The following is a 26,994-nucleotide window of genomic DNA, read 5'->3' as shown; positions in this document are numbered from 1 at the left end:
ATAAAACCTGTGTTCACCATCGCCCACTGTGGGAGCGGGCTTGCCCGCGAAGAGGCCCTGACAGGCAACACAAAACCTTCAGGAATAAAAAAGCCCCGACTCTCGCAAGTCGGGGCTTTTCGTTGAAGCACTACAACGGCTTAGCCGTTGAACACATCATCCACGCTTTTCAGCGGGTAGTTCTTCGGATACGGCAGGGTCGCCACGCCGGTCTCGATGGCGGCTTTGGCCACGGCATCGGAGATCAGGGTGATCAGACGGGCATCCATTGGCTTCGGAATGATGTACTCACGGCCGAATTCCAGCTTGATGCCGCCATAGGCGTCGCACACTTCCTGAGGCACTGGCAGCTTGGCCAGTTCACGCAGGGCGTTGGCCGCGGCTACTTTCATCTCTTCGTTGATGCGCTTGGCGCGAACGTCCAGGGCACCACGGAAGATGAACGGGAAACCCAGTACGTTGTTGACCTGGTTCGGGTAGTCGGAACGACCGGTGGCCATGATCACGTCGCTACGGGTGGCGTGTGCCAGTTCCGGGGAGATTTCCGGATCAGGGTTGGAGCACGCGAACACGATCGGGTTGGCCGCCATGGACAGCAGGCCTTCAGGGCTCAGCAGGTTCGGGCCGGACAGGCCTACGAACACGTCAGCGCCTTGCAGGGCGTCAGCCAAGGTGCGCTTGTCGGTCGCGTGAGCGAACACAGCCTTGTACTGGTTCAAGTCGTCACGGCCGGAGTGGATCACGCCGGTACGGTCGACCATGTAGATGTTTTCGATGTTGGCACCCATGCTCACCAGCAACTTCATGCAGGAGATGGCGGCAGCGCCAGCACCCAGGCAGACGATCTTGGCTTCCGGCAGGGTTTTGCCAGCGATTTCCAGGGCGTTGATCATGCCGGCCGCGGTCACGATAGCGGTGCCGTGCTGGTCATCGTGGAATACCGGAATATCGCACTGCTCGATCAGAGCGCGTTCGATTTCAAAGCACTCGGGTGCCTTGATGTCTTCCAGGTTGATGCCACCGAAGGTGATGGAGATGCGCTTGACGGTGTCGATGAAGGCCTGCGGGCTTTCGGAGTCGACTTCGATGTCGAAAACGTCGATGCCGGCGAAGCGCTTGAACAGTACGCCTTTACCTTCCATCACTGGCTTGGAAGCCAATGGGCCGAGGTTACCCAGGCCGAGAATCGCGGTGCCATCGGAAATGACTGCAACCAGGTTGCCTTTGCCGGTGTACTTGTAGGCCAGCTCTTTATCGCGGGCGATCTCGCGTACTGGCTCGGCTACGCCCGGGCTGTAGGCCAGCGACAGGTCGCGAGCGGTAGCAGTGGCCTTGGTGAGCTCGACACTCAGCTTCCCTGGACGAGGATTGGCGTGATATTCGAGAGCGGCAGTTTTCAGATCAGACATTTTGGCATTCCGCTTTTTACTGTTGGACAGACTGGTGAGCGAGGATACGCGCCTCGCAAAGTCCCCACAAGACTGACTGGTCACCCCTGTCAAGCGCCCGCCCCTACGACTTTGGGCCAAGAGCCACGGCTCACAAGGGCTGGACTGTTCACAATCGACAGAAAAAATGTCTACAATTTTTTATCACTGTACCGCTTGAAGCATCGCCGGGTCGGTCAAGGGCAACATCCAGCGTGCCTGCCCTTCTTTCAATCCGCCACGTCGCGAACGATCCAGCACCCAGCCGCGCGCCTCGATCTGCTTGCCCTTGAGGCTTTCCAGCGAATTCACATCGAAACGCGCCAGCAGATTGGGTGCAACGCGCAATACAACCGAGTCCTGCAACTCGATCCAAACCCCACCTCGATTGCGCTGCACCTTGCTCACACGACCACTGAGCACGGCAAAACCGGAAGTGCTGATCTGTTCCGCTTTCAGTACAGGCGACTGGCGCCACACACCGAGCCCGGCCTGTCGAGCGTTGCGCTCTGCGGCTTGCTGACAGGCGACCAGATCGACGTTCGGCGCCACGGCCACCTGGAAACCCAGGCCTTCGGCGAGCATTTGCGCTTCGAGGTTGGCGCCATCTGCACCGTAGACATGGGCCAGTGTGCGGCCGTAATGGTCCTTGCTTTCTTTGCCAGGCACCAACCCGACCCACCCGTCACTCGCCGCCACCAACGCCTCGAGGCGCTTGCGCGCGACTACGGCGAAGGGTTCGTCGGAACGGCCCTGCTTGCCCAGCTCCGGCGTGTTCAAGCCGATCATGCGCACATTGCGGCCATCGCTCAGGCGCAGGGTGTCGCCATCCACCACCCGCTGCACCGCGACAGGTGTCAGGCCGCTTGGTGTCGGACAAAAAGCCTGCGCGCCAGACAGCCAAATCGCGGACACAAAAAAGGCGCCCGCGAGGGACGCCTTTTTCATCAGCATGGAAAAACCGCAGCGGCTTCCCAAGTTGATCGGCCTTAGGCCTTTTTCGCGCCGAAAGCACCGAAACGGTCGGCGAACTTCTGTACGCGACCACCGGTGTCCAGAGTCTTCTGCTTACCGGTGTAGAACGGGTGGCATTCGTTGCAAACGTCGATCGCCAGGGCTTTGCCGAAGGTCGAACGGGTTTCGAACTTGTTGCCGCAGCTGCAGGTAACAGCAACTGCCGGGTATTCTGGATGGATATCAGCTTTCATGGTGTTTTCCTCGGGCTAGCGTGCCGCCACCCAACACTATTGTTGAATACCGCACGTAATTAGGCCGCGGATTCTACCAGACAATCCCGTTCACGCAAGCTGTCGCTTCTACCGACCGTCTGCTAGGCTCCCGGCCCAAAGCACATTCCCCTGTGGGAGCGAGCTTGCTCGCGATAGCGTCGTGTCAGGCAACATAAATGCTGACTGACAGGGCCTCATCGCGAGCAAGCTCGCTCCCACAGGTTATGGGTCCAGCCTTTCATTTACTGCCCGCAAAGAGAATCCCCCGCGTGCCCGACGCCATTCTGCGCCTCGCCCTGCCTTCGCCGCTGCGCCGCCTGTTCGACTACCGCGCTCCGGCCGGTGTCCTGCGTGCCCAACTGCACCCTGGCATGCGCCTGCGGGTACCGTTCGGCCGGCGCGAGATGATCGGGATTCTGGTGGAAGTCACCGACACCAGCGAAGTGCCGGCCGAGAAACTCAAGCCGGCCCTGGCCCTGCTCGACGCTACGCCACCCCTGCCGCCCGCGCTGTTCAAGCTGTGCCTGTGGACCTCTCAGTACTATCAGCACAGCCTCGGCGACACCTTGAGCTGGGCATTGCCGGTGCTGCTGCGCCAGGGTGAGCTGGCAGAAGCGCGCCAGGAACGCTTCTGGTCTGCCGCGCCAGGCGCCAGTCTCGATGATCCGCGCATCGCCCGCGCCCCGCGCCAGCGTGAAGCCCTGGCCACGCTGGCCCAGCATCCCCACGGCGTCGCCCATCAGTTGTTGAGCAAACTGATGCTGAGCAAGGACAGCCTGGACTTGCTGCTGGCCAAGGAGCTGGTGCAGGTCGAGATCCGTCGCCACGCCCCCGGCGCACGCCACGAACACTGGCTGGCGCAACCGGAACTGCCACTGAACCCGGAGCAGCGCGCCGCCTATGAGGCCATTCGCGCCGGTTTCGACAGTTACCACGCGTTCCTGCTGGCCGGCGTCACCGGCAGCGGCAAGACCGAAGTCTATCTGCAGTTGATCCGTGAAACCCTGGAGGCCGGCAAGCAGGCACTGGTGCTGATCCCGGAAATCAACCTCGGCCCGCAGACCCTGGCGCGCTTCGAACAGCGCTTCAATGCCCGCATCGCGCTGATCCATTCGGCGGTCAATGACCGCGAACGCCTCGATGCCTGGCTAGCCGCCCGTGACGGTGAGGCCGACATCATTATCGGCACCCGTTCGGCCCTGTTCACGCCGATGAAGAACCCCGGCCTGATCATCATCGACGAAGAGCACGACGGTTCCTATAAACAGCAGGAAGGCTTGCGCTACCACGCCCGTGACTTGGCGCTGGTGCGGGCGAGACAGGAAAACATCCCGATCGTCCTCGGCTCCGCCACGCCCTCGCTGGAAAGCCTGCACAACGCCTACACCGGCCGCTACGGGCTGCTGCGCCTGAATGAGCGCGCCGGCGGGGCCAAACAGCCACGTTTCCTGCGCCTGGACGTAAAAAGCCGCCCGCTGGACAGCGGCATTTCCGGGCCGATGCAGCAGGCCATCGGCCAGACCCTGGCCGCCGGGCAGCAGGTACTGGTGTTCCTCAACCGCCGCGGCTTCGCCCCGACCCTGCTGTGTCACGATTGCGGCTGGATGTCCGAGTGCCAACGCTGCGATGCGCGAATGACCGTGCATCAGCGTTACGGCGAGCTGCGCTGCCACCACTGCGGCTACGTCGAACGCGTGCCGCGCCAGTGCCCGAAATGCAACAAGGTCGATCTGCGCCCCGTCGGCGCCGGCACCGAGCGGGCCGAGGAGCGCCTGGCGATTCTGTTCCCGGACTATCCGGTGCTGCGGGTCGACCGCGACAGCACATCACGCAAGGACGCGATGAACCAGCTGTTCGCGACTATTCAGAAAGGCCAGCCGTGCATCCTGATCGGCACGCAAATGCTTGCCAAAGGCCACCACTTCCCACGGGTGACGCTGGTGTCGATCCTCGACGCCGACGGCGGCCTGTTCTCCGGCGACTTCCGCGCCAGCGAACGCATGGCGCAGTTGATCGTCCAGGTCGCCGGCCGCGCAGGCCGCGCCGAAGAGCCGGGCAAGGTGATTATCCAGACGCACCTGGCCGACCACCCGCTGCTGGTGCAACTGACCGAGCAAGGCTATTTCGCTTTCGCCGAACAGGCCCTGAGCGAACGCCGCGCGGCTGGTTTGCCGCCGTTTGCGCATTTGGCGTTGTTGCGGGCCGAAGCGCATAAACCGGGCCAGGCCGAAGGTTTTCTCGATGAGGCGTGCAGCGAGGCCGAGCGCTTGTTGGCTGAACAGGGTTTGACCGGGATCGAACTGTTGGGGCCGGTGCCGGCGCCAATGGAGCGACGGGCGGGGCGTTATCGTGCGCAGTTGTTGTTGCAGGCTACGGCCCGGGCGCCGTTGCATCGGTTGTTGGCCAGTTGGCTGTTGGTGCTGGAGCAGATGCCGAGTGGGCGGGCGGTGCGCTGGTCGCTGGATGTTGATCCTGTGGATTTGTATTGATTTCAAACCCGTAATCGCGAGCAAGCTCGCTCCCACAATGGTATTTCAATGGGCATACAATTTGTATCCACCACAAAACCTGTGGGAGCGAGCTTGCTCGCGATTGCGGTCGAATTGTCACCACACATCCACAACCTGCCTGCTAAGGTTGGCAAGCCCGTCTTCGCAACGGATAATGCCCAGTTTTTCCACCAGCGCATGATGCGCCGCCGCGCCTGCGGTCGAAAGAGAAGACCATGAAAGACACCATTCGCCAGCTGATCCAACAAGCCATCACCCAACTCGTCAACGAAGGTGTGTTGCCTGAAGGCCTGTCGCCGGCGATCCAGGTGGAAAACTCCCGCGACAAGAAGAACGGCGACTTCGCCAGCAACATCGCCATGATGCTGGCCAAGCCGGCCGGCATGAAGCCCCGCGATCTGGCGGAAAAAATCATCGCCGCGCTGCCGGCTGACGAAAACGTTTCCAAGACCGAAATCGCAGGTCCCGGCTTCCTGAACTTCTTCCAGAACACCGACGCCCTGGCGACCCGCCTGGACGCCGCCCTGGCCGATGACCACATCGGCGTGCGCAAGGCCGGCCCGGTACAGCGCACCGTGGTCGACCTGTCGGCACCGAACCTGGCCAAGGAGATGCACGTCGGCCACCTGCGCTCGACCATCATCGGCGACGGCGTGGCCCGCGTTCTCGAATTCCTCGGCGATACCGTGATCCGTCAGAACCACGTCGGCGACTGGGGCACCCAGTTCGGCATGCTGATGGCTTACCTGCAGGAAAACCCGATCACCAGCGACGAGCTGTCGGATCTGGAAAATTTCTACCGCGCCGCCAAGCAGCGCTTCGACGAATCCGAAGAGTTCGCCGACCGCGCCCGTGGCCTGGTGGTCAAGCTGCAGGCCGGCGATGCCGACTGCCTGGCCCTGTGGACCAAGTTCAAGGACATCTCCCTGTCCCACTGCCAGAAGATCTACGAACTGCTCAACGTCAAACTGACCATGGCCGACGTGATGGGCGAAAGCGCCTACAACGACGACCTGATCAACGTGGTCAACGATTTGAAAGCCGCTGGCATGCTGGTCGAGAGCAATGGCGCCCAGTGCGTGTTCCTCGACGAATTCAAGAACGCCGACGGCGACCCGCTGCCGGTGATCATCGTCAAGGCTGACGGCGGTTACCTCTACGCCACCACCGACCTGGCGGCCGTGCGCTACCGCAGTGGCAAGCTCAAGGCCGATCGCGCGCTGTACTTCGTCGACCAGCGTCAGGCCCTGCACTTCCAGCAAGTGTTTGCCGTGGCGCGCAAGGCCGGTTTCGTGACCCATCCGATGGAAATGGAACACATGGGCTTCGGCACCATGAACGGCGCTGACGGCCGTCCGTTCAAGACCCGTGATGGCGGCACCGTGAAGCTGATCGACCTGCTGACCGAAGCCCAGGAACGTGCCTACACCCTGGTCAAGGACAAGAACCCGGAGCTGGCCGAGGCCGAGTTGCGCAACATCGCCAAGGTGGTGGGCATCGGCGCAGTGAAATACGCCGACCTGTCCAAGCACCGCACCAGCGACTACAGCTTCAACTTCGACCTGATGCTCAACTTCGAAGGCAACACCGCACCCTACCTGCTGTACGCCTACACCCGCGTAGCCGGCGTGTTCCGCAAACTCGGCAAGGACTTCAGCGAAGTCGACGGCCAGATTGTCCTCGAAGCGACGCACGAACTCGAACTGGCAGCGAAGCTCGCGCAGTTTGGCGAGATCCTGAACAACGTGTCCGAAAAAGGCACCCCGCACATCCTCTGCACCTACCTGTACGACGTCGCCGGCCTGTTCTCCAGCTTCTACGAGAACTGCCCGATCCTCGCCGCCGACACCCCGGCACAAATGCAGAGCCGCCTGCGCCTCGCCGCGTTGACCGGTCGCACTCTCAAGCAAGGCCTGGAACTCTTGGGCCTGGAAACTCTGGAGCGTATGTAAGTTGGCTGCCAAGAAAAAACCTGCACCCAAGCGTGGCGCCAGCCGTTACCAAGCTCCTGCAAAGCAACCGATCCCGGGCTGGCTGTGGATGGCCATCGGCCTGACGGTCGGCGCGTTCATCGTGTTCCTGATGAAGCTGGAACCGGGCAAGGGCAGCGACACAGTCAAGCGTGAAAAGGTCGAGCAACAGCAACAGCAGAAAGCCAGCAAGATCGCCGAGGCCAACAAGACCCCGCCGAGCCCGACGCAACCGGTGAAGCCGAAGTACGACTTCTACACCTTGCTGCCGGAATCGGAAGTCATCGTGCCGCCGGATGCCGTGCCGGAAAAAACCCTGCCGACGCCGCAAGTGCCGGCCATCCCGACAACGCCGGTCACCCCGGCCGAAGCGGCGAAGATCGACACGGCTCGCGCCCAGGCTGCATTGGCCGGGATCACGCCGCCGCCAGCGCCGCCGGTCAAGGCTGCGCCGGTGACGAAGTTTTTCCTGCAGGCTGGCTCGTTCCGCAAGGAGACCGATGCGGACAAGGTTCGGGCGCAGATCATTCTGCTGGGCCAGGCTGTGGCGGTTGAGTCCGGGACGGTGAAGGACGAAACCTGGTATCGGGTGCTGGTCGGACCGTTCAGCAACCGCGAACAACTGACGACCGCCCAGAAACAACTGGCCGGCGCCGGCTTCAGCAATCTGTTGTTACAACAACGCCAGAGCCGCTGATTACCTGCCCGCCCGGAAGTCACCGCCCCCTGTAGGAGCTGCCGCAGGCTGCGATCTTTTGATCCTGAAAAAACAAAATCAAAAGATCGCAGCCTGCGGCAGCTCCTACGCGCCTCGCACCACTCGTCCCCTCTCCCGTCCTACAGTTGAAATCCACTCCAGCACCCCCATATGAATGGGCATAAGGCATTTTCGCCCCGCTGCGTGGAGACTCTTCCCTTGACCACCATCGTTTCAGTTCGCCGCCACGGCAAAGTCGTCATGGGCGGCGACGGCCAGGTTTCCCTTGGTAATACCGTGATGAAAGGCAACGCGAAAAAAGTTCGCCGCCTGTACCACGGCCAGGTCATTGCCGGTTTTGCCGGTGCCACCGCCGACGCCTTTACCCTCTTCGAACGTTTCGAAGGCCAGCTTGAAAAACACCAGGGCCACCTGGTGCGCGCCGCCGTCGAACTCGCCAAAGAATGGCGCACCGACCGCTCCCTGAGCCGCCTTGAAGCCATGCTCGCGGTCGCCAACAAAGACGCCTCCCTGATTATTACCGGCAACGGTGACGTGGTCGAACCCGAAGACGGCCTGATCGCCATGGGTTCCGGTGGCGCCTACGCCCAGGCCGCGGCCAGCGCGCTGCTGAAAAAGACCGACCTGTCAGCCCGGGAAATCGTCGAAACCGCCCTCGGCATCGCCGGCGACATCTGTGTATTCACCAACCACACCCAGACCATTGAGGAGCAGGACTGCGCCGAGTAAGCCCGTGCAGCCACCGCACCACGGCTCATTCTTGCTTGAGGTCCACTGAATATTATGTCCATGACTCCCCGTGAAATCGTCCACGAACTCAACCGCCACATCATCGGCCAGGACGATGCCAAGCGCGCCGTCGCCATTGCCCTGCGCAACCGCTGGCGTCGCATGCAGCTGCCTGAAGAGCTGCGCGTTGAAGTCACACCAAAGAACATCCTGATGATCGGCCCGACCGGCGTCGGTAAAACCGAGATCGCCCGTCGCCTGGCGAAACTGGCCAATGCGCCGTTCATCAAGGTCGAAGCGACCAAGTTCACCGAAGTCGGCTATGTCGGCCGCGACGTCGAATCGATCATTCGTGACCTGGCCGATGCCGCGATCAAGCTGCTGCGCGAGCAGGAAATCGTCAAGGTTCGCCACCGCGCCGAAGACGCCGCCGAAGAGCGCATCCTCGACGCCCTGCTGCCACCGGCGCGCATGGGCTTCAGCAACGACGACGCCCCGACTGCCGATTCCAACACCCGCCAGCTGTTCCGCAAGCGCCTGCGCGAAGGTCAGCTGGACGACAAGGAGATCGAAATCGAAGTCGCCGAGATGGCCGGCGTCGACATCTCCGCGCCACCGGGCATGGAAGAAATGACCAACCAGCTGCAAAGCCTGTTTGCCAACATGGGCAAGGGCAAGAAAAAAGCCCGCAAGCTCAAGGTCAAAGAAGCGCTGAAGATGGTGCGCGACGAAGAAGCCAGCCGCCTGGTCAACGATGAAGAGTTGAAGGCCAAGGCCCTGGAAGCCGTCGAGCAGCACGGCATCGTGTTCATCGACGAAATCGACAAGGTCGCCAAGCGTGGTAACTCCGGTGGCGTCGATGTGTCCCGCGAAGGCGTGCAGCGCGACTTGCTGCCGCTGATCGAAGGCTGCACCGTCAACACCAAGCTGGGCATGGTCAAGACCGACCACATCCTGTTCATTGCATCCGGCGCGTTCCACCTGAGCAAGCCAAGCGATCTGGTGCCCGAATTGCAAGGCCGTCTGCCGATCCGTGTCGAACTCAAGGCCCTGAGCCCGGAAGACTTCGAACGCATCCTCAGCGAACCGCACGCCTCGCTCACCGAGCAATACTGCGCGCTGCTGAAAACCGAGGGCCTGGGCATCGAGTTCCAGCCGAGCGGCATCAAGCGCATCGCGGAGATCGCCTGGCAGGTCAACGAAAAAACCGAAAACATCGGTGCCCGTCGCCTGCACACCCTGCTCGAGCGCCTGCTCGAAGAGGTGTCGTTCAGCGCCGGCGACCTGGCCAGCACCCATGACGGCAAGGTGATCCAGATCGACGCCGACTACGTCAACAGCCACCTGGGCGAATTGGCGCAGAACGAAGACCTGTCCCGTTATATCCTGTAAACCATACTTACAGCGATGACGGACCCTGTGGGAGCGGGCTTGCTCGCGAAAGCGGTCTGACAATCAACATCACTGTTGAATGTTAAGGCCCCTTCGCGAGCAAGCCCGCTCCCACATTTGAATCGGGGTCCCACACACAAACGGACATCCACTCATGACCCAACTCCCCACCGACATCAAGCTGCACAAAGCCTCGAAAACCCTGTCGCTGAAATACGCGTCCGGCGAGGAATACACCCTGCCCGCCGAGTTCCTGCGCGTGCACTCTCCTTCCGCCGAGGTCCAGGGCCACGGCAAACCCATCCTGCAATTTGGCAAGATCAACGTAGGCCTGACCAAGATAGAACCGGCCGGTCAATACGCACTGAAACTGACCTTCGATGACGGTCACGACAGCGGCCTGTTCACCTGGGAATACCTCTACGAACTGGCGCGACGTTATGACGCACTGTGGGAAGATTATCTGGCCGAACTCAAAGCGGCCGGAAAAACCCGCGACCCGAACGAATCCGTCGTCAAGCTGATGCTCTAATTCGAGCCTCTTGCTCTTTAGAGGGCATTTTCTAATTTCATCTGTTTGAATGCTCCGCTCCAGGGCCGTCGATTGGCCTGCTTGCGAAAAAAATTAAACTCGGGTAACCAATGGAACTGGCAAGTTCCCTGCAGTGCTCACTGCGAACAAAAGCAGCGATGCAGTATTAACGGTCACCCGAGCAGCAGTACCTGGAATTGGTTGTGTGACTGCACATCAGGCCCCGGGTACTCGTCTCAGGACATTGGAGCGTCGTAGATGAGTAACAAGAATAACGATGACTTGAAGCAGCAAGCCTCCGAAAACACCTTGGGGCTGAATCCTGTCGTTGGATTGCGTGGAAAAGATCTACTGGCTTCTGCTCGCATGGTGCTCAGGCAGGCCATCAAACAACCGATTCACAGCGCCAAGCATGTCGCCCATTTCGGCCTTGAACTCAAGAATGTACTGCTAGGCAAATCCGAGCTTCTTCCGAATGGCGATGACCGTCGCTTCGCCGATCCGGCCTGGAGCCAGAACCCGCTCTACAAACGTTATTTGCAAACCTACCTGGCGTGGCGCAAGGAACTCCACGACTGGATCGATGACAGCAACCTGCCGGCCAAGGATGTCAGCCGCGGGCACTTCGTGATCAACCTCATGACCGAGGCCTTGGCTCCGACCAACACGGCGGCCAACCCGGCGGCGGTCAAGCGTTTCTTCGAGACCGGCGGTAAAAGCCTGCTCGACGGCCTCTCGCATCTGGCCAAGGACCTGGTACACAACGGTGGCATGCCGAGCCAGGTCAACATGGGGGCATTCGAGGTCGGCAAGACCCTGGCCGTGACCGAAGGTGCAGTGGTATTTCGCAACGACGTGCTGGAGCTGATCCAGTACAAGCCCACCACCGAGCAGGTGCACGAGCGCCCCTTGCTGGTGGTGCCACCGCAAATCAACAAATTCTACGTTTTCGACCTCAGCCCGGAGAAAAGCCTGGCGCGGTTCTGCCTGCGCAGCAACGTGCAGACCTTCATCGTCAGCTGGCGCAACCCGACCAAGGAGCAGCGTGAGTGGGGCCTGTCGACTTACATCGAGGCGCTCAAGGAAGCGGTCGACGTGGTGACCGCGATCACCGGCAGCAAGGACGTGAACATGCTCGGCGCCTGCTCCGGCGGCATCACCTGCACCGCGCTGCTGGGCCATTACGCAGCGATTGGCGAGAACAAGGTCAACGCCCTCACCCTGCTGGTCAGCGTGCTCGACACCACCCTGGACAGCGATGTGGCGCTGTTCGTCGATGAACAAACCCTCGAAAGCGCCAAGCGCCATTCCTATCAGGCTGGCGTACTGGAAGGCCGCGACATGGCGAAGGTCTTTGCCTGGATGCGCCCCAACGACCTGATCTGGAACTACTGGGTCAACAACTACCTGCTGGGCAACGAACCACCGGTGTTCGACATCCTGTTCTGGAACAACGACACCACTCGGTTACCGGCTGCGTTCCACGGCGACCTGATTGAAATGTTCAAAAGCAATCCATTGATTCGTCCGAATGCACTGGAAGTGTGCGGCACACCGATCGACCTGAAGCAGGTCACTGCCGATATCTTTTCCCTGGCCGGGACCAGCGACCACATCACCCCGTGGCGCTCCTGCTACAAGTCGGCGCAACTGTTCGGCGGCAATGTTGAATTCGTGCTGTCCAGCAGCGGGCATATCCAGAGCATTCTGAACCCGCCGGGCAATCCGAAATCGCGCTACATGACCAGCACTGAAATGCCCGCCAATGCCGATGACTGGCAGGAAGAGTCGACCAAGCACGCCGATTCGTGGTGGCTGCATTGGCAGGCCTGGCAGGCACAGCGCTCGGGCAACCTGAAAAAAGCTCCGCTGAAACTGGGCAACAAGGCGTACCCGGCGGGCGAAGCCGCACCGGGCACTTATGTGCATGAGCGGTAACTGACACACCTCGACTTCCCTGTGGGAGCGAGCTTGCTCGCGATGACGGTGGCAGGTTTGGCATATGCGCTGACTGACACTCCGCTATCGCGAGCAAGCTCGCTCCCACAGGGGGCGGGGATGAACTGGAAAAAGCGACCCACAGGGCCTGAAGCATGCCGCAACCCTTCATATTCCGTACCGTCGACCTGGATGGCCAGACGCTCCGCACGGCGGTACGCCCCGGCAAGCCTCACTTGACGCCCCTGCTGATTTTCAACGGTATCGGCGCCAACCTGGAGCTGGTGTTCCCGTTCATTGCGGCGCTGGACCCGGACCTGGAAGTCATCGCCTTCGACGTCCCCGGTGTCGGCGGTTCGTCGACGCCAAACCGGCCGTATCGTTTTCCGGGGTTGGCCAAGCTCACGGCGAGGATGCTCGACTATCTCGACTACGGGCAGGTCAACGTCATCGGCGTGTCCTGGGGTGGCGCCCTGGCCCAGCAGTTCGCCTATGACTATCCGGAGCGTTGCAAGAAACTCGTGCTGGCCGCCACGGCGGCGGGTGCGGTGATGGTGCCGGGCAAGCCAAAAGTGTTGTGGATGATGGCCAGCCCGCGACGCTACATACAGCCGTCCCACGTGATCCGCATTGCGCCGATGATCTACGGTGGTGCGTTTCGTCGCGACCCGACGCTGGCCGCCAGCCATGCGGCCAAGGTGCGCTCGGCGGGCAAGCTCGGTTACTACTGGCAGCTATTCGCCGGCCTCGGCTGGACCAGCATCCACTGGTTGCACAAGATCCGTCAGCCAACCCTGGTGCTGGCCGGCGACGATGACCCGTTGATCCCGTTGGTCAACATGCGCTTGCTGGCCTGGCGGATTCCCAACGCCCAGTTGCACATCATCGATGACGGTCATCTGTTCCTGATTACCCGGGCCGAAGCGGTAGCCCCGATCATCATGAAATTCCTCGAGGAGGAGCGCCAGCGCGCGGTGATGCATCCGCGTCCGGCGCCACTGGGCAGTTAAAGCGCTGCCTCAGCGGTCGGCAGGACGCCACGCCGCGCAACAACCCGTTACAGCGTCTATGGTGTTCTGGTTCAGTGTGTTTGTTTTTGGCCTGAAGACGAAGGAGTGTTGAATCATGCGCGAGAAACCAGCGAGGGAGTCCTTAGCGACTCCCGCCGCGTTCATCAATGCACAGAGTGCGATTACCGGCCTGCGCGGCCGGGATCTGCTGTCGACCCTGCGCAGTGTGGCCGCCCATGGCTTGCGCAACCCACTGCACAGCGCCCGACATGCCCTCAAACTCGGCGGTCAACTTGGCCGCGTGCTGCTGGGTGAGACCCTGCACCCGACCAACCCGCAGGACGCTCGCTTCGCCGACCCGGCGTGGAGCCTCAACCCGTTTTATCGCCGTAGCCTGCAGGCCTATCTGAGCTGGCAGAAGCAGGTCAAAAGCTGGATCGACGAGAGCAACATGAGCCCGGACGACCGCGCCCGCGCCCACTTCGCCTTCACCTTGCTCAACGACGCCGTATCACCCTCAAACACCCTGCTCAACCCACTGGCGGTCAAGGAGCTGTTCAATTCCGGCGGTAACAGCCTGGTGCGAGGCATCAGCCATCTGGTGGACGATCTGCTGCATAACGACGGCCTGCCCCGGCAAGTCACCAAGCAAGCGTTCGAGGTCGGCAGGACGGTCGCCACCACCACCGGAGCCGTGGTGTTCCGCAACGAGCTGCTGGAGTTGATCCAGTACAAGCCAATGAGCGAAAAGCAGTATTCCAAGCCCCTGTTGGTGGTGCCGCCGCAAATCAACAAGTACTACATTTTCGACCTGAGCCCGCACAACAGTTTCGTCCAGTACGCCCTGAAAAACGGCCTGCAAGCCTTCATGATCAGCTGGCGCAACCCGGATGTGCGTCACCGCGAATGGGGGCTCTCGACCTACGTCGAAGCCGTGGAAGAAGCGATGAATGTCTGCCGGGCGATCACCGGCGCACGCGAGGTCAACCTGATGGGCGCCTGCGCCGGCGGGCTGACCATTGCCGCGCTGCAAGGTCATTTGCAGGCCAAACGGCAGCTGCGCAGGGTGTCCAGCGCGACGTATCTGGTGAGCCTGCTCGACAGTCAGCTGGACAGCCCCGCTACGCTGTTCGCCGACGAGCAGACGCTGGAGGCTGCCAAGCGCCGCTCCTATCAGAAAGGTGTGCTGGACGGCCGTGACATGGCCAAGGTCTTCGCCTGGATGCGCCCCAACGACTTGATCTGGAGTTACTTCGTCAACAACTACCTGTTGGGCAAGGAGCCACCGGCGTTCGATATCCTCTACTGGAACAACGACAACACGCGCCTGCCGGCCGCCCTGCATGGCGACCTGCTGGACTTCTTCAAGCACAACCCGCTGACCCACCCGGGCGGACTGGAAGTGTGTGGCACGCCGATCGATTTGCAGAAGGTCACCGTCGACAGCTTCAGCGTCGCCGGCATCAACGATCACATCACGCCGTGGGATGCGGTGTATCGCTCGACGCTGTTGCTCGGTGGCGAACGGCGCTTCGTGCTGTCCAACAGCGGCCATGTGCAGAGCATCCTCAACCCGCCGAGCAACCCGAAAGCCAACTACATCGAGAACGGCAAACTGAGCAGTGATCCCCGTGCCTGGTACTACGACGCCAAGCATGTCGACGGCAGTTGGTGGACCCAATGGCTGAGCTGGATTCAGGAACGCTCCGGCGCGCAGAAGGAAACCCACATGGCGCTCGGCAACCAGAACTACCCACCGATGGAGGCAGCACCCGGTACTTACGTGCGCGTGCGCTGACGTTCAACGCGCCACGGCCGCTGCCGGCCGTGGCAAGACCCGATCATTAAGAAGACTGGATGAAAACCCGCGACCGGATCCTCGAATGTGCCCTGCAGTTGTTCAATCAGAAGGGCGAACCGAATGTCTCCACCATGGAAGTTGCCAATGAAATGGGCATCAGCCCGGGCAACCTCTACTACCACTTTCACGGCAAAGAACCGCTGATACTCGGGCTGTTCGAGCGCTTTCAATGTGAACTGCAACCGCTGCTCGACCCACCGTCCGACGTCGAATTGGGCCCCGAAGATTACTGGTTGTTCCTGCATTTGATCGTCGAGCGCCTGTCCCACTACCGGTTTCTGTTCCAGGACCTGTCGAACCTCGCCGGACGCCTGCCGAAACTGGCCAAGGGTATTCGCAACCTGCTCAATGCACTCAAGCGCACACTGGCGTCGTTGCTCGCACGATTGAAGGCTCAAGGGCAATTGGTCAGCGACACCCAGGCGTTAGGGCAACTGGTGGAACAGATCACCATGACCCTGCTGTTTTCACTGGATTACCAGCGGATTCTCGATCGCGAAGGCGAGGTGCGGCTGGTGGTTTACCAGATCATGATGCTGGTGGCGCCGCATCTGTTGCCACCGATCAAAGTGGCGACGGAGCAAATGGCGATGCAGTACCTGGAAGCACACGAGTAAGCCTGACACCCGCCAACCCTGTGGGAGCGAGCTTGCTCGCGATGGCGTCTGTTCAGCCAACATGGATGTCGACTGATACACCGCTATCGCGAGCAAGCTCGCTCCCACAGTGGGCTTGTGTCACTCAGAAATCCGCGCACAAACAAAAACGCCCGACCTTGGCAGGCCGGGCGTTTTTTTGAGCCCTGAAAATCAGGACTGACTGGTTGGCGTCGATGGCGCTGGCGCGGCAGTCGGGGTGACAGCAGGGGTCGGTGCGGTCGCAGAGTTCGAGGCACTGACCGGAGCGGCTGCCGGGGTTGCCGGGGTTGCCGGCTTGGCAGCTGCTACTGCTGGTTTTGGCGCGGCGGCTTTTGGAGCTGCCGGCTTCTTCACTGCAGGTTTTTTCGCAGCAGCAGGTTTGGCTGCCGGCTTGGCTGCGGGTTTTGCTGCAGCTGTTTTAGCCGCAGGCTTGGCCGCTGCTGGCTTGGCCGCCGGTTTGGCGACAGCTTTCGCCGCAGCCGGTTTGGCCGCTGGCTTGGCCGCTGCAGTTTTAGCGGCAGGCTTGGCAGCAGGTTTAGCCGCTGCTTTTGCCAGTGGCTTGGCAGCCGTTTTCGCGGCTGGCTTTGCGGCGGCAGTCTTGGCAGCAGTCTTGGCTGCCGCGGTTTTCGCCGCAACAGGCGCAACCTTGGCACCGGTCAGTTTTTCGATTTGCTTGGTCAGGGTCTCGACCTTGCTGTGCAGTGCCTTGACTTCGTTGCGGCTCGGTACGCCCAGACGCGAGATGGCACTGTTCAGACGCTTGTCGAAAGCACCTTCGAGCTCATCCCACTTGCCCAGTGCACGATCTTTCACGCCGCTGATGCGCGATTTGGCCGAAGAAGCGGAGTCCTTGGCGGCGTCGACTGTCTTGCCAACAGCGCTCTTGGTGAGCTTCTCGGCTTTCTCGCCGTCCTTAACCAATGCATCGAAGAGCTTGCTGCCGTCAGTGTCGATCTTCGAGTACACGCCTAAACCAGCCAGCCAGATTTTTCGGGAGTAATCTTCAACCTTCCCGATCCACGAGCTGCCTTCTTTTTCGGTTTTCTTTTTAACAGCCATCCCGTTCTCCTTAAGATTTACGCGCGACACGTTCGAGCAATGCCGTCAGCTCATCGAGCTTAGCAGAGAGTGTCTCAACGTCATGTTTAGACGGAATGCCGATACGATTCAAGGCACTTGCGACACGCGTGTCGAACGCCTTCTCGACCTTGTCGAGTTGAACTTCGACACGGCCTTTGAAAGTGCTGACTTCACTCTTGACGTCATCGATCTCGGCATTGGCCGCTTCGAGCTTCTCAGCGACTACTTTTTTGCCTTTCTTTTCAACAACCTGACCAGCCTTGATCAGCTCTTGAAAGTATTCGCTGCCCTCTTGGCCGACCTTGGCGTAGGCGCCCAGGCCTGCCAGCCAGATCTTGCGGGCATAGGATTTGACGTCGCCCAGCGTGCTGGTCGATGCGTCGATTTTTTTCTTCAAAATAACTTTGGCCATGGTGCACCTCACGCGCAGAAGGTTTGAGGAACTGCCCGCAAAATTCGGGCGCAGGCACAAAGTAATGATAAAAATTAGAAACAGCACCCTAGCTTGCTGTTTCCGAAATAACTTTTCGCGGTCTTGGCTACACGCCCTCTGTCATTCAGCGGTTCGCGAATTGGAGAGCTCGATTACCACGTTCCTGGCACTGCGAAATGCACAGCCGACTTGCCATGCCTGGAATTCAAAGGGAGAAGCAACTTTGCACAAAAACAGCGAACCCGTGAGGCGATGGCCTCACGGGTTCGCGGGCAAATCATTTCTAAAACAGCACACCAGGTTCATTTCGCCCCCAGAGTGCAGCCATCAAACAGGGCACGATGCTGGAAAACAGCCCCACGCCACTGTTAAAAGCACTCATCTGAAGGGATCAAGCGAGGGCACTGTCGAGGACTTTGTTGATTTCCGATACGATCACTCCCTTGAGCACCCGCTGGAAAAAATTAAGGTCAACATAGACCTTGATATCATTTTCCGATACGAACGCTTGCCCAGTGATGCCGGTAATCCCGTGCCGAACAGAGACTTCATTGTCAGTCCAGCGGTAATCGCAACCGTACTGCGTTGCCAACTCCGAAAGCAGGACCCTGGCTTTCTCCATCGCGGCGTCGAGACCGAGCTTATGGGGGCGCGTGATACTTATTTCCTTGGCCATTTTTGACTTCCTTTTCTGTGGGGTGAATCTCCATACCCTCAAGGTTACCCCACTTAAAAAGTCACTCAAATCCCTGCATGAATGGCGCACCAGTTCAGGTAAATGACAAGAAGGCTCTGGCATAAGGCGTCCAGTCCATCGGTTAAACTTTCGCCCACCTCGAAGCGAAATCCCTCACATCTCCCGCCACCAAACCTTATGGAAAATGAGGAAAAATCCGACTCACGCCAACGCTTTATCCAGCGCCTTTTCGATTTCCGCTTTGATCATGCCGCTCATGGCCGACATCATCAGGCCCAACTCCACGTCGACGCGGATCGAATCCTCGGTGACATGCACCGCACCCTTCACACCCGAACGCTTGAGGTTCAGGGTGTCGCCGGACCACTGCGGCTCCAGGCCATACTGATCGGAAAGTTTCTGCGCCAGCTTGTCGGCCTTCTCGCGAGCCGCTTCCTTGCCCAGGCCGTGGGCACGTTCAACACTAATACGGGCCATTGAATGACTCCTGCTTTATGGATGCTTTCCCGGGGCATCTTGACCTCTGCTGCGTCAAAACGTCCCGATGGTTGCCCATCTTACCTTCAGCCTTGCCAAGACAAAGCATGCCTTGGGGATTAGAATGTCGCGCATTCTCTTTTGGTGACAGCGATATGACTGATCAGCGCAAAGGCAGCGATGCCGAACCCACCACTCACTTCGGCTTCAAAAACGTTCCGGAAAGCCAGAAAGCGGAAAAAGTCGCTGAGGTTTTCCACTCGGTAGCCGCCAAGTACGACCTGATGAACGACCTTCTGTCGGGCGGCATGCACCGTCTGTGGAAGCGTTTCGCGATCGAGCTGTCGGGCGTTCGTGCCGGCAATCGCGTGCTCGACATCGCCGGTGGCACCGGCGACCTGACCAGGAAGTTCTCGCACCTGGTAGGCCCGACCGGTCAGGTCGTACTGGCCGACATCAACGAGTCCATGCTCAAGGTCGGCCGTGACCGCCTGCTGGACCTGGGTGTGGCCGGCAACGTCGAATTCGTCCAGGCCGATGCGGAAAAACTGCCGTTCCCGGACAACCATTTCGACTGCGTGACCATCGCCTTCGGCCTGCGCAACGTGACCCACAAGGAAGACGCCCTGCGCTCGATGCTGCGCGTGCTCAAACCGGGTGGCCGTTTGCTGGTGCTGGAGTTCTCCAAGCCGACCAACGCGCTGATGTCCAAGGCCTATGACGCCTACTCGTTCGCCTTCATGCCATTGATGGGCAAGCTGATCACCAACGACTCGGAAAGCTATCGCTACCTGGCCGAATCGATCCGCATGCACCCGAACCAGGAAACCCTGAAGTCGATGATGGTCGAGGCCGGTTTCGACCGCGTGACCTATCACAACATGACCGCAGGCATCGTTGCCCTGCACCGCGGCATCAAGCCCTGATGCTGCTCGCCGGCCTGCTCGCCAGCGTTGAACTCGGCCTGAACCGGGTGCTGCGCCTCGACAGCACGGCGCTGCCGCGGCTGGCGCATTTGACTGGCAAAGTGATTGCCGTCGATTGCCGCAGCCCGGCGCTGCACCTGTTCATCCTGCCCAGCGACGAAGGCCTGATGCTCGCCTCCCAGTGGGAAACCGGCGCCGACTGCACCTTGCGTGCACCGGCTTCAAGCCTGTTGAAACTGGCCATGAGCAAGGACAAGACCTCGATCCTGCACAGCCCTGAAGTCGAACTCGACGGCGACAGCGGCGTGCTGCTGGAGCTGGCGGCGATCCTCCAGGACCTGGAGCTGGACTGGGAGTACGAGCTCTCGCGCTGGCTCGGCCCGGTCGCCACACAACTGGTCGGCGGCCACCTGCGCAGTCGCGCCCGCTGGTACCAGCAAGGCTTTGCCAGCCTGGGCCAGAACCTGGGCGAATACCTGGCCGAAGAATCGCGCACCCTTGTCGGTCAGCGCGAAGCCGAAGCCCGATTCAGTGAACTGGACCAGATCAAGCTCGATCTGGAACGTCTCGAGGCGCGTTTCGAGCGCCTTTCCCGATCCCTCGACCCAAGCGATAACGCATGAAGCTGCTTGCCGTCCGCCGTTTGTTGCGCATCCAGCGCGTCGTGATCCGCTACCGCCTCGATGACCTGCTGTTCGCCCTGCCACTGCCGTGGTTTCTGCGGGCGCTGCGTTACGCGTTGCCGTGGCGCTGGTTCCCGCGCAAGACCCTGGACCTGAGCCGTGGCGCGCGACTGCGCCTGGCGTTGCAGGACCTGGGGCCGATCTTCATCAAGTTCGGGCAGATACTGTCCACTCGCCGCGACCTGCTGCCAGAAGACATCGCCGATGAGCTGATGAAACTGCAGGACCGCGTGCCGCCGTTCGACTCGCAGGTGTCGATCAAGCTGATCGAAGAACAGCTGGGCAAGAAAATCAGCGACGTGTTCAGCCGTTTCGATGTCGAACCGCTGGCCTCGGCTTCGGTGGCGCAGGTGCATGCCGCGCAACTGAAAACCGGCGAAGAAGTGGTGGTCAAGGTGATCCGCCCGGGTCTCAAACCGGTGATCGCCCAGGACCTGGCGTGGCTGTTCATCCTCGCCCGCGCCGCCGAAAAACTCTCGGCCGATGCGCGCCTGCTGCACCCGGTGGACGTGGTCAGCGATTATGAAAAAACCATTTACGACGAACTCGACCTGCTGCGCGAGGCGGCCAATGCCAGCCAGTTGAAGCGCAACTTCGATGGCTCGCCGCTGCTGTACGTGCCGCAAGTCTATTGGGACTGGTGCCGGCCGAAAGTACTGGTGATGGAGCGCATCTACGGCATTCAGGTCACCGATCTGGCGACCCTGGCCGACCAGCGCACCGACATGAAAATGCTCGCCGAGCGAGGCGTGGAGATTTTCTTCACCCAGGTGTTCCGCGACAGCTTCTTCCACGCCGACATGCACCCCGGCAACATCTTCGTCAGCACCGTGAATCCGTGGAGCCCGCAGTACATTGCGATCGACTGCGGCATCGTCGGCAGCCTGACCCCGGAAGACCAGGATTACCTGGCGCGTAACCTGTTCGCCTTCTTCAAGCGCGATTACCGGCGCGTGGCGCAGTTACACATCGATTCGGGCTGGGTGCCGGCGGAAACCAAACTCAACGAATTCGAAGCGGCGATCCGTACCGTGTGCGAGCCGATCTTCGAAAAACCGTTAAAAGATATTTCCTTCGGTCAGGTGCTGATGCGCCTGTTCCAGACCGCTCGGCGCTTCAACATGGAGGTTCAGCCGCAGTTGGTTCTGCTGCAAAAAACCTTGTTGAACATCGAAGGCCTGGGCCGTCAGCTGTACCCGGACCTCGACCTGTGGAACACCGCGCAGCCGTTCCTCGAGCGCTGGATGCGCGAACGGGTCAGCCCCAAAGCCCTGCTCGGCAACGTGCAGAGCCAGTTCGAACAGATCCCGCACCTGGCCAACATGGCCCGCGACCTGCTCGAACGCATGTCCCAGCCCCACGCCTACGACCCGCCGCCAGCGTGGCATCGACGCCGGGACGACTGGTTCCTGCGCCTGCTCGGTACGGCCCATCTGGCCGGTGGCGCCATCCTTGCCGCTGGCGGGCCATTGAATCAGTTGGACTATTGGCCAGCTGGCATCATGATGGCGGTCGGTTTGTATCTGGTCGTGCGCCGATAGCCAGTTGTGCTGCGCACTGGCACACTGTTTCAACGCCTGAGCTCGACTATTGAAGTGTCGAGCCCGCTGTCGGAGTCGAAGATGAAAAACTGGCTGGACGAGATCAAGTGGGACGCCGATGGCCTCGTGCCGGCGATTGCCCAGGATCACAAGACCGGGCGCGTCCTGATGATGGCCTGGATGAACCGCGAAGCACTGGAACTGACCGCTGCCGAGAACCGCGCCATTTACTGGTCGCGCTCCCGTGGCAAGCTGTGGCGCAAGGGCGAAGAGTCCGGCCACGTGCAAACCCTGCACGAGATGCGCCTGGACTGTGACGCCGACGTCATCATCCTGATGGTCGAGCAGATCGGCGACATCGCTTGCCATACCGGACGCCAGAGCTGCTTCTATCGCGTCTACGAGAACGGCGACTGGACAACGGTCGACCCGGTCCTGAAAGATCCGCATGCCATCTATTGCGCAGGGCACAAACATGAGTGACACGCTGACCCGTCTGGCCGAGGTACTGGAGGAGCGCAAGGGCGCTGCCGCCGACAGCTCGTATGTCGCCAGCCTGTACCACAAGGGCTTGAACAAGATTCTGGAAAAAGTCGGCGAAGAGTCGGTCGAGACCATCATTGCCGCCAAGGACGCCGCCGTCAGCGGCGACTGCAGCGATGTGATCTACGAAACCGCCGATTTGTGGTTCCACAGCATGGTCATGCTCGCCCAATTGGGGCAGCATCCACAGGCTGTACTCGATGAACTGGACCGTCGTTTCGGTCTCTCCGGACACGCCGAGAAAGCCTCGCGCCCGTCCGCCTGAATAACTATTAGAGAGGAGCAGCAGCATGGGCATTTTTGACTGGAAACACTGGATCGTCATCCTGGTTGTCGTGGTACTGGTATTCGGCACCAAGAAACTGAAAAACCTCGGCACTGACGTCGGCGAATCGATCAAGGGCTTCAAGAAAGCCATGAACGACGACGAAAAACCGGCCGACCCGAATGCGACCCCGGCCCAACCGGTTCCGCCGGTACAGACCCAGGCCTCTGTGAACCAGCCGCACACCATCGACGTGCAGGCGCAGAAAGTCGAAGAGCCGATCCGCAAAGACGTGTGAGCGCAGACTAATGTTTGGTATCAGCTTCTCTGAACTGCTGCTCGTCGGCCTCGTTGCCCTGCTGGTGCTGGGCCCCGAGCGCTTGCCGGGCGCTGCGCGCACCGCTGGCCTGTGGGTCGGGCGCCTGAAGCGCAGCTTCAACGCGATCAAACAGGAAGTTGAACGTGAAATCGGTGCCGACGAGATTCGTCGGCAACTGCACAACGAACACATCCTGTCGCTTGAGCAGGAGGCGCGGAAAATCTTCACGCCGACCCAGCAGGAGCCGACGCCGGTCGAGCATGTGGGGGCGCAGACGATTCAAGCGCCTGCCGCCACTGTCGACTCGACACCTGCTCCCGTTGTAGCGCCTGTCGAACCTGCGCCCGTTGTTGCAGCCGCTCCGGTTGAACCCGCTGCGCCTGTTGCGCCAGCCCCTCATGACCCAACACTGCCGCCGCGAGCCCCATGAGCGATCTCCCAGAAAACGACCAGCACATGCCGCTGGTTTCGCACCTCACCGAGTTGCGTACCCGACTGCTGCGCTGCGTAGCGGCGATTTTCATCATCTTCGCCGGCCTGTTTGCCTTTACCCAGCAGATCTACACCTTCGTCTCCACGCCGCTGCGTGCGTACCTGCCCGCCGGCGCGACGATGATTGCCACCGACGTGTCGTCGCCGTTCCTGACGCCGCTGAAGCTGACGATGATGGTCTCGCTGTTCCTGGCGATTCCGGTGATCCTGCACCAGATCTGGGGTTTCATCGCCCCCGGCCTGTACAAGCATGAAAAGCGTATTGCCGTGCCCTTGCTGGTCTCCAGCATCTTTCTGTTCTACGCCGGCATGGCCTTCGCCTACTTCCTGGTGTTCCCGCTGATCTTCAAGTTCTTCGCCGCCGCCACCCCGGCCGGCGTGGAAATGATGACCGACATCACCAGCTACCTCGATTTCGTCATGACGCTGTTCTTCGCCTTTGGCGTGGCGTTCGAAATTCCGGTGGCCGTGGTGCTGCTGGTGTGGATCGGCGTGGTCGACGTCAAATACCTGAAGAAGATCCGCCCGTACGTGATCATCGGCTGCTTCGTGGTCGGTATGATCCTGACGCCGCCGGACATCTTCTCGCAGACCCTGCTGGCCGTGCCGATGTGGCTGTTGTTTGAAATCGGCATCCTGTTCGGCAGCCTGATCAGCAAGCGTGGCGACCATCCGGAAAACCAACCGGCTGACGATCACAACGACCAGCCGCCAGCGACCCAAGCGTGAATCTGCTGCTCCTTGAGGAGGCCGATTTCATTGCGGCCGACCGGGCGATCCTGCGTGATCGCCGGCTGACCCACATGCAGGAAGTCCACCGCTGCGAAGTGGGTGACAGCATGCGCGTCGGGCGGATCGGCGGCTTGATGGGCTCGGCTGAAGTGCTGCGCCTGAACGCCGACGAAGCGGAATTGCGCGTCACCCTGGACCAGCCGCCACCAGCCAAGCTGCCATTGACCCTGGTATTGGCCCTGCCACGCCCCAAGATGCTGCGCAGGGTGTTCCAGACTGTGGCGGCCATGGGTGTGCCACGTATCGTGCTGGTCAACAGCTATCGCGTCGAGAAGAGCTTCTGGCAGACCCCCTTCCTGGAGCCCGAAGCCATTCGCGAGCAATTGATCCTCGGCCTCGAACAGGCCCGGGACAGCGTGCTGCCGGAAGTCGTCATCGAGAAGCGCTTCAAGCCGTTCGTCGAGGACCGTTTGCCGGCGATCACCGATGGCACCCTCGGCCTGGTGGGGCATCCCGGCAATTACCCGCCCTGCCCTCGCGCACTCAGCGAACCGGTGACCCTGGCCATCGGCCCCGAGGGTGGCTGGATTCCCTATGAGATCGAACTGCTGGGCAAATCCGGCCTGCAACCGGTGCAACTGGGCGAGCGCATCCTGCGCGTCGAAACCGCCGTGACCGCGCTGCTGGCCCGCCTCTTCTAATCCCGGCACAACCCCCTGTGGGAGCGGGCTTGCTCGCGAAGGCGGTGTATCAGTCGGCATTGACGTGACTGACACTCCGCTTTCGCGAGCAAGCCCGCTCCCACAAGTCATCATCCGTCCGTACATCGGGTAGCGCCTACAGATTCAGGTTCCCCTGCCGATACAGCCCCCATAAAACCAAATTGCGGTCCGGGGAGATTCAGCATGTACCAATGGCTAGCCGAGAATCTGGGAAACGTCAGCGTCAAACGCAAACTGGGGATCGGTTTCGGTCTGGTGCTGTTACTGACCCTGCTGATCACCTTCACCGGCTGGAGCGGCCTGAGCGGCGTTACCAGCCGTGGCGATAAACTGGGGTTCATTGCCAGTCTCAACGACCTGACCAAGGACCTGCGCATTGCACGCCTGGATTACGAGATGCGTCGCGGTGAACAAGGCCCCGGCGCCGTCAACGATCTGCTGGGCAAGCTCGAAAGCGGTCTGCAGACCGCCCGCGGCCTGATCGAACAACCGGCTGACACGGCCATGGTCGATCAACAACTGGCCGCTGTCGCCGAATACCGTCGTGCCTTCAACGACATGACCCAAGCGGGTGCCCAGCGTGAAGATGCCCGCAGCAAACTCGGCGCCACCGCCGACAACGCCGTGGCCCGCGTCGCCGAAGTGGAAAAATCCATGCTGCAAGGTGACAGCGTTGCAGCATTCAATAGCGTGATCGACCTGAGCAAACTGATCCAGCAGGCGCGCTTCCAGGTTCGCGGCTACACCTACAGCGGCAAGAGCGAAGCCGAACAACCAGCCCTCGACGCGATCGACAACGCCCTGAAGAATCTCGAGAGCCTGCCGGCCAAACTGCCTGGAGAACACATCACCAACCTGCAACAGGCGACTGACTCACTGAAGGCCTACCGCGCCGCCGTCAGCCAGTTCCGCGACTCCCAGGTGGCCAGCGCCAAGGCCCTGGTACGCATGTCCGCCCAAGGCGACATCCTGTTGGACATGAGCCAGAAACTCACCGTCTCGCAAACCGTCGTGCGTGACAACGATGCCGCCCACGCCAAGAACATGCTGACCCTCGCCACCGTTCTGGCCATCGCCTTCGGCCTGCTGGCCGCCTGGGCGATCACCCGGCAGATCATCATTCCGTTGAACCAGACCCTGGCTGTCGCCGAGCGCGTTGCCAGCGGCGACCTGACCCACAACCTGACGTCCCAGCGTCGCGACGAACTCGGCCAGTTGCAGCGCGCCATGCAGAGCATGACCCAAGGCTTGCGCGAACTGATCGGCGGCATCAGCGATGGCGTCACACAGATCGCCAGCGCCGCTGAAGAGCTGTCCGCGGTCACCGAGCAGACCAGCGCCGGGGTCAACAGCCAGAAAGTCGAGACCGATCAGGTCGCCACCGCCATGAATGAAATGGCCGCCACCGTGCAGGAAGTGGCGCGCAACGCCGAAGAGGCCTCCGAAGCGGCCGTCGCCGCCGACCAGCAGGCCCGTGAGGGCGACAAAGTGGTGGCTGAAGCCATTGCCCAGATCGAGCGCCTGGCCGCGGAAGTCGGCCACTCCACCGAGGCCATGGGCGAGCTCAAGCGCGAAAGCGACAAGATCGGCAGCGTGCTCGACGTGATCAAGTCCGTGGCCCAGCAAACCAACCTGCTGGCGCTCAACGCCGCGATTGAAGCCGCCCGGGCCGGTGAAGCCGGACGTGGGTTTGCCGTGGTCGCAGACGAAGTCCGCAGCCTGGCCCAGCGCACCCAGAAATCCACCGAAGAGATCGAAGAGCTGATCGTCGGCCTGCAAAGCGGCACGCAGCAAGTGGCGACCATCATGGACAACAGCCGCACCCTGACCGACAGCAGTGTCGAACTGACCCGCCGCGCCGGTGGCTCACTGGAAAGCATCACCCGCACCGTCTCAGCGATTCAGGCGATGAACCAGCAGATCGCCGCTGCCGCCGAACAGCAAAGCGCCGTGGCCGAAGAGATCAACCGCAGCGTGCTGAATGTGCGGGATGTGTCGGATCAGACCTCGGCAGCCAGTGAAGAGACCGCAGCCTCCAGCGTTGAGCTGGCACGACTGGGGACGCATCTGCAGATGCTGGTGGGCAAGTTCAGGGTTTGAGGTGATCTGCGTACCTCGGTTCACTCAGGA

At 60.9% G+C, this 26,994-nt stretch carries 27 protein-coding genes and 2 pseudogenes; 22 read left to right on the top strand and 7 right to left on the bottom strand.

The window, feature by feature from the left end:
- Positions 1–140: 140 nt before the first annotated feature.
- The 3 genes from PMI26_RS12205 to rpmE all read right to left on the bottom strand — a co-directional run bounded on the left by PMI26_RS12205 (position 141) and on the right by rpmE (position 2,635).
- Entirely contained in the window at positions 141–1,409 is a 1,269-nt protein-coding gene (locus PMI26_RS12205; RefSeq protein WP_007975588.1) for a malic enzyme-like NAD(P)-binding protein, read from the bottom strand.
- Positions 1,410–1,592: 183 nt separating this feature from the next.
- Entirely contained in the window at positions 1,593–2,381 is a 789-nt protein-coding gene (locus PMI26_RS12210) for a thermonuclease family protein (RefSeq protein ID WP_007975587.1), read from the bottom strand.
- A 35-nt stretch (positions 2,382–2,416) separates the two neighbouring features.
- Positions 2,417–2,635 carry a 50S ribosomal protein L31 gene (gene rpmE / locus PMI26_RS12215; protein WP_007975586.1) on the bottom strand — a complete coding sequence of 73 codons (219 nt, stop codon included), beginning with the start codon at positions 2,633–2,635 and terminating at the stop codon, positions 2,417–2,419.
- Positions 2,636–2,925: 290 nt separating this feature from the next.
- Between rpmE and PMI26_RS12220 the strand changes: the two genes are divergently transcribed.
- The 10 genes from PMI26_RS12220 to PMI26_RS12265 all read left to right on the top strand — a co-directional run bounded on the left by PMI26_RS12220 (position 2,926) and on the right by PMI26_RS12265 (position 15,933).
- Positions 2,926–5,145 (top strand): primosomal protein N', encoded by a 2,220-nt coding sequence (locus PMI26_RS12220; protein ID WP_033047971.1) that lies wholly within the window; start codon positions 2,926–2,928, stop codon positions 5,143–5,145.
- A 236-nt stretch (positions 5,146–5,381) separates the two neighbouring features.
- A complete protein-coding gene (gene argS / locus PMI26_RS12225) occupies positions 5,382–7,118 on the top strand; it encodes an arginine--tRNA ligase (RefSeq protein ID WP_007975584.1) in 1,737 nt (578 codons plus the stop codon).
- Between the two features lies 1 nt (position 7,119).
- The gene (locus tag PMI26_RS12230) at positions 7,120–7,833 is read left to right on the top strand and encodes an SPOR domain-containing protein (protein ID WP_007975583.1); all 714 of its coding nucleotides are present in this window, start codon (positions 7,120–7,122) and stop codon (positions 7,831–7,833) included.
- Positions 7,834–8,052: 219 nt separating this feature from the next.
- On the top strand, positions 8,053–8,583 hold the full coding sequence (hslV, locus tag PMI26_RS12235) for an ATP-dependent protease subunit HslV (RefSeq protein WP_007975582.1): 531 nt from the start codon (positions 8,053–8,055) through the stop codon (positions 8,581–8,583).
- Between the two features lie 54 nt (positions 8,584–8,637).
- Positions 8,638–9,975, top strand: coding sequence for an HslU--HslV peptidase ATPase subunit (gene hslU / locus PMI26_RS12240; protein ID WP_007975581.1), 1,338 nt, complete (start codon positions 8,638–8,640; stop codon positions 9,973–9,975).
- 154 nt (positions 9,976–10,129) lie between these two features.
- On the top strand, positions 10,130–10,507 hold the full coding sequence (locus PMI26_RS12245) for a gamma-butyrobetaine hydroxylase-like domain-containing protein (RefSeq protein WP_007975580.1): 378 nt from the start codon (positions 10,130–10,132) through the stop codon (positions 10,505–10,507).
- Positions 10,508–10,765: 258 nt separating this feature from the next.
- Entirely contained in the window at positions 10,766–12,445 is a 1,680-nt protein-coding gene (phaC, locus tag PMI26_RS12250) for a class II poly(R)-hydroxyalkanoic acid synthase (RefSeq protein ID WP_007975578.1), read from the top strand.
- Positions 12,446–12,600: 155 nt separating this feature from the next.
- Positions 12,601–13,455: a poly(3-hydroxyalkanoate) depolymerase gene (gene phaZ, locus PMI26_RS12255; RefSeq protein ID WP_007975576.1), complete on the top strand. Its 855-nt coding sequence runs from the start codon at positions 12,601–12,603 to the stop codon at positions 13,453–13,455.
- A 115-nt stretch (positions 13,456–13,570) separates the two neighbouring features.
- Complete coding sequence (phaC, locus tag PMI26_RS12260; RefSeq protein WP_007975575.1) at positions 13,571–15,253, top strand: class II poly(R)-hydroxyalkanoic acid synthase; 1,683 nt, start codon at positions 13,571–13,573, stop codon at positions 15,251–15,253.
- Between the two features lie 59 nt (positions 15,254–15,312).
- Positions 15,313–15,933 carry a TetR/AcrR family transcriptional regulator gene (locus tag PMI26_RS12265; protein ID WP_007975574.1) on the top strand — a complete coding sequence of 207 codons (621 nt, stop codon included), beginning with the start codon at positions 15,313–15,315 and terminating at the stop codon, positions 15,931–15,933.
- 192 nt (positions 15,934–16,125) lie between these two features.
- Here the strand turns inward: PMI26_RS12265 and PMI26_RS12270 are convergent, their stop codons facing one another.
- Positions 16,126–17,013, bottom strand: coding sequence for a phasin family protein (locus tag PMI26_RS12270; RefSeq protein WP_007975573.1), 888 nt, complete (start codon positions 17,011–17,013; stop codon positions 16,126–16,128).
- 10 nt (positions 17,014–17,023) lie between these two features.
- Positions 17,024–17,446 (bottom strand): phasin family protein, encoded by a 423-nt coding sequence (locus PMI26_RS12275; protein ID WP_007975571.1) that lies wholly within the window; start codon positions 17,444–17,446, stop codon positions 17,024–17,026.
- 145 nt (positions 17,447–17,591) lie between these two features.
- Between PMI26_RS12275 and PMI26_RS31435 the strand changes: the two are divergent.
- Positions 17,592–17,731, top strand: a pseudogene (locus tag PMI26_RS31435) (IS630 family transposase); the annotation flags it as partial.
- A gap of 127 nt (positions 17,732–17,858) precedes the next feature.
- On the opposite strand, the gene PMI26_RS12280 reads toward PMI26_RS31435, so the two are convergent.
- On the bottom strand, positions 17,859–18,143 hold the full coding sequence (locus tag PMI26_RS12280) for a polyhydroxyalkanoic acid system family protein (protein ID WP_007975570.1): 285 nt from the start codon (positions 18,141–18,143) through the stop codon (positions 17,859–17,861).
- A gap of 222 nt (positions 18,144–18,365) precedes the next feature.
- Complete coding sequence (locus tag PMI26_RS12285; RefSeq protein ID WP_007975569.1) at positions 18,366–18,641, bottom strand: polyhydroxyalkanoic acid system family protein; 276 nt, start codon at positions 18,639–18,641, stop codon at positions 18,366–18,368.
- Between the two features lie 155 nt (positions 18,642–18,796).
- Between PMI26_RS12285 and ubiE the strand changes: the two genes are divergently transcribed.
- The 11 genes and pseudogenes from ubiE to PMI26_RS32380 all read left to right on the top strand — a co-directional run bounded on the left by ubiE (position 18,797) and on the right by PMI26_RS32380 (position 26,964).
- Positions 18,797–19,567 carry a bifunctional demethylmenaquinone methyltransferase/2-methoxy-6-polyprenyl-1,4-benzoquinol methylase UbiE gene (ubiE, locus tag PMI26_RS12290; protein WP_007975568.1) on the top strand — a complete coding sequence of 257 codons (771 nt, stop codon included), beginning with the start codon at positions 18,797–18,799 and terminating at the stop codon, positions 19,565–19,567.
- Positions 19,567–20,190: a ubiquinone biosynthesis accessory factor UbiJ gene (locus PMI26_RS12295; RefSeq protein ID WP_007975567.1), complete on the top strand. Its 624-nt coding sequence runs from the start codon at positions 19,567–19,569 to the stop codon at positions 20,188–20,190. The genes ubiE and PMI26_RS12295 overlap by 1 nt, the downstream gene beginning before the upstream one ends.
- Positions 20,187–21,791, top strand: coding sequence for a ubiquinone biosynthesis regulatory protein kinase UbiB (ubiB, locus tag PMI26_RS12300; RefSeq protein ID WP_007975566.1), 1,605 nt, complete (start codon positions 20,187–20,189; stop codon positions 21,789–21,791). The genes PMI26_RS12295 and ubiB overlap by 4 nt, the downstream gene beginning before the upstream one ends.
- Positions 21,792–21,872: 81 nt before the next feature.
- On the top strand, positions 21,873–22,274 hold the full coding sequence (gene hisI, locus PMI26_RS12305) for a phosphoribosyl-AMP cyclohydrolase (RefSeq protein WP_007975565.1): 402 nt from the start codon (positions 21,873–21,875) through the stop codon (positions 22,272–22,274).
- Positions 22,267–22,599 carry a phosphoribosyl-ATP diphosphatase gene (locus PMI26_RS12310; RefSeq protein ID WP_007975564.1) on the top strand — a complete coding sequence of 111 codons (333 nt, stop codon included), beginning with the start codon at positions 22,267–22,269 and terminating at the stop codon, positions 22,597–22,599. The genes hisI and PMI26_RS12310 overlap by 8 nt, the downstream gene beginning before the upstream one ends.
- 25 nt (positions 22,600–22,624) lie before the next feature.
- On the top strand, positions 22,625–22,897 hold the full coding sequence (locus PMI26_RS12315) for a twin-arginine translocase TatA/TatE family subunit (protein ID WP_007975562.1): 273 nt from the start codon (positions 22,625–22,627) through the stop codon (positions 22,895–22,897).
- A 10-nt stretch (positions 22,898–22,907) separates the two neighbouring features.
- Entirely contained in the window at positions 22,908–23,348 is a 441-nt protein-coding gene (gene tatB, locus PMI26_RS30710) for a Sec-independent protein translocase protein TatB (protein ID WP_007975561.1), read from the top strand.
- Positions 23,345–24,139 carry a twin-arginine translocase subunit TatC gene (gene tatC / locus PMI26_RS12320; protein WP_007975560.1) on the top strand — a complete coding sequence of 265 codons (795 nt, stop codon included), beginning with the start codon at positions 23,345–23,347 and terminating at the stop codon, positions 24,137–24,139. The genes tatB and tatC overlap by 4 nt, the downstream gene beginning before the upstream one ends.
- Entirely contained in the window at positions 24,136–24,843 is a 708-nt protein-coding gene (locus PMI26_RS12325; RefSeq protein WP_007975559.1) for a 16S rRNA (uracil(1498)-N(3))-methyltransferase, read from the top strand. Before tatC ends, PMI26_RS12325 begins: the two co-directional genes overlap by 4 nt.
- A 204-nt stretch (positions 24,844–25,047) precedes the next feature.
- A pseudogene (locus PMI26_RS32385) lies at positions 25,048–26,109 on the top strand (methyl-accepting chemotaxis protein); the annotation flags it as partial.
- Complete coding sequence (locus tag PMI26_RS32380) at positions 26,092–26,964, top strand: methyl-accepting chemotaxis protein (protein WP_443200848.1); 873 nt, start codon at positions 26,092–26,094, stop codon at positions 26,962–26,964. The pseudogene PMI26_RS32385 and the gene PMI26_RS32380, both read left to right, overlap by 18 nt.
- Positions 26,965–26,994: the final 30 nt, after the last annotated feature.

It is taken from the genome of Pseudomonas sp. GM33, assembly GCF_000282295.1.
Lineage (GTDB): Bacteria > Pseudomonadota > Gammaproteobacteria > Pseudomonadales > Pseudomonadaceae > Aquipseudomonas > Aquipseudomonas laurylsulfatiphila.
Note: the sequence above shows the minus strand (reverse complement) of the source record. Positions and strands in the feature narration are given on the sequence as shown.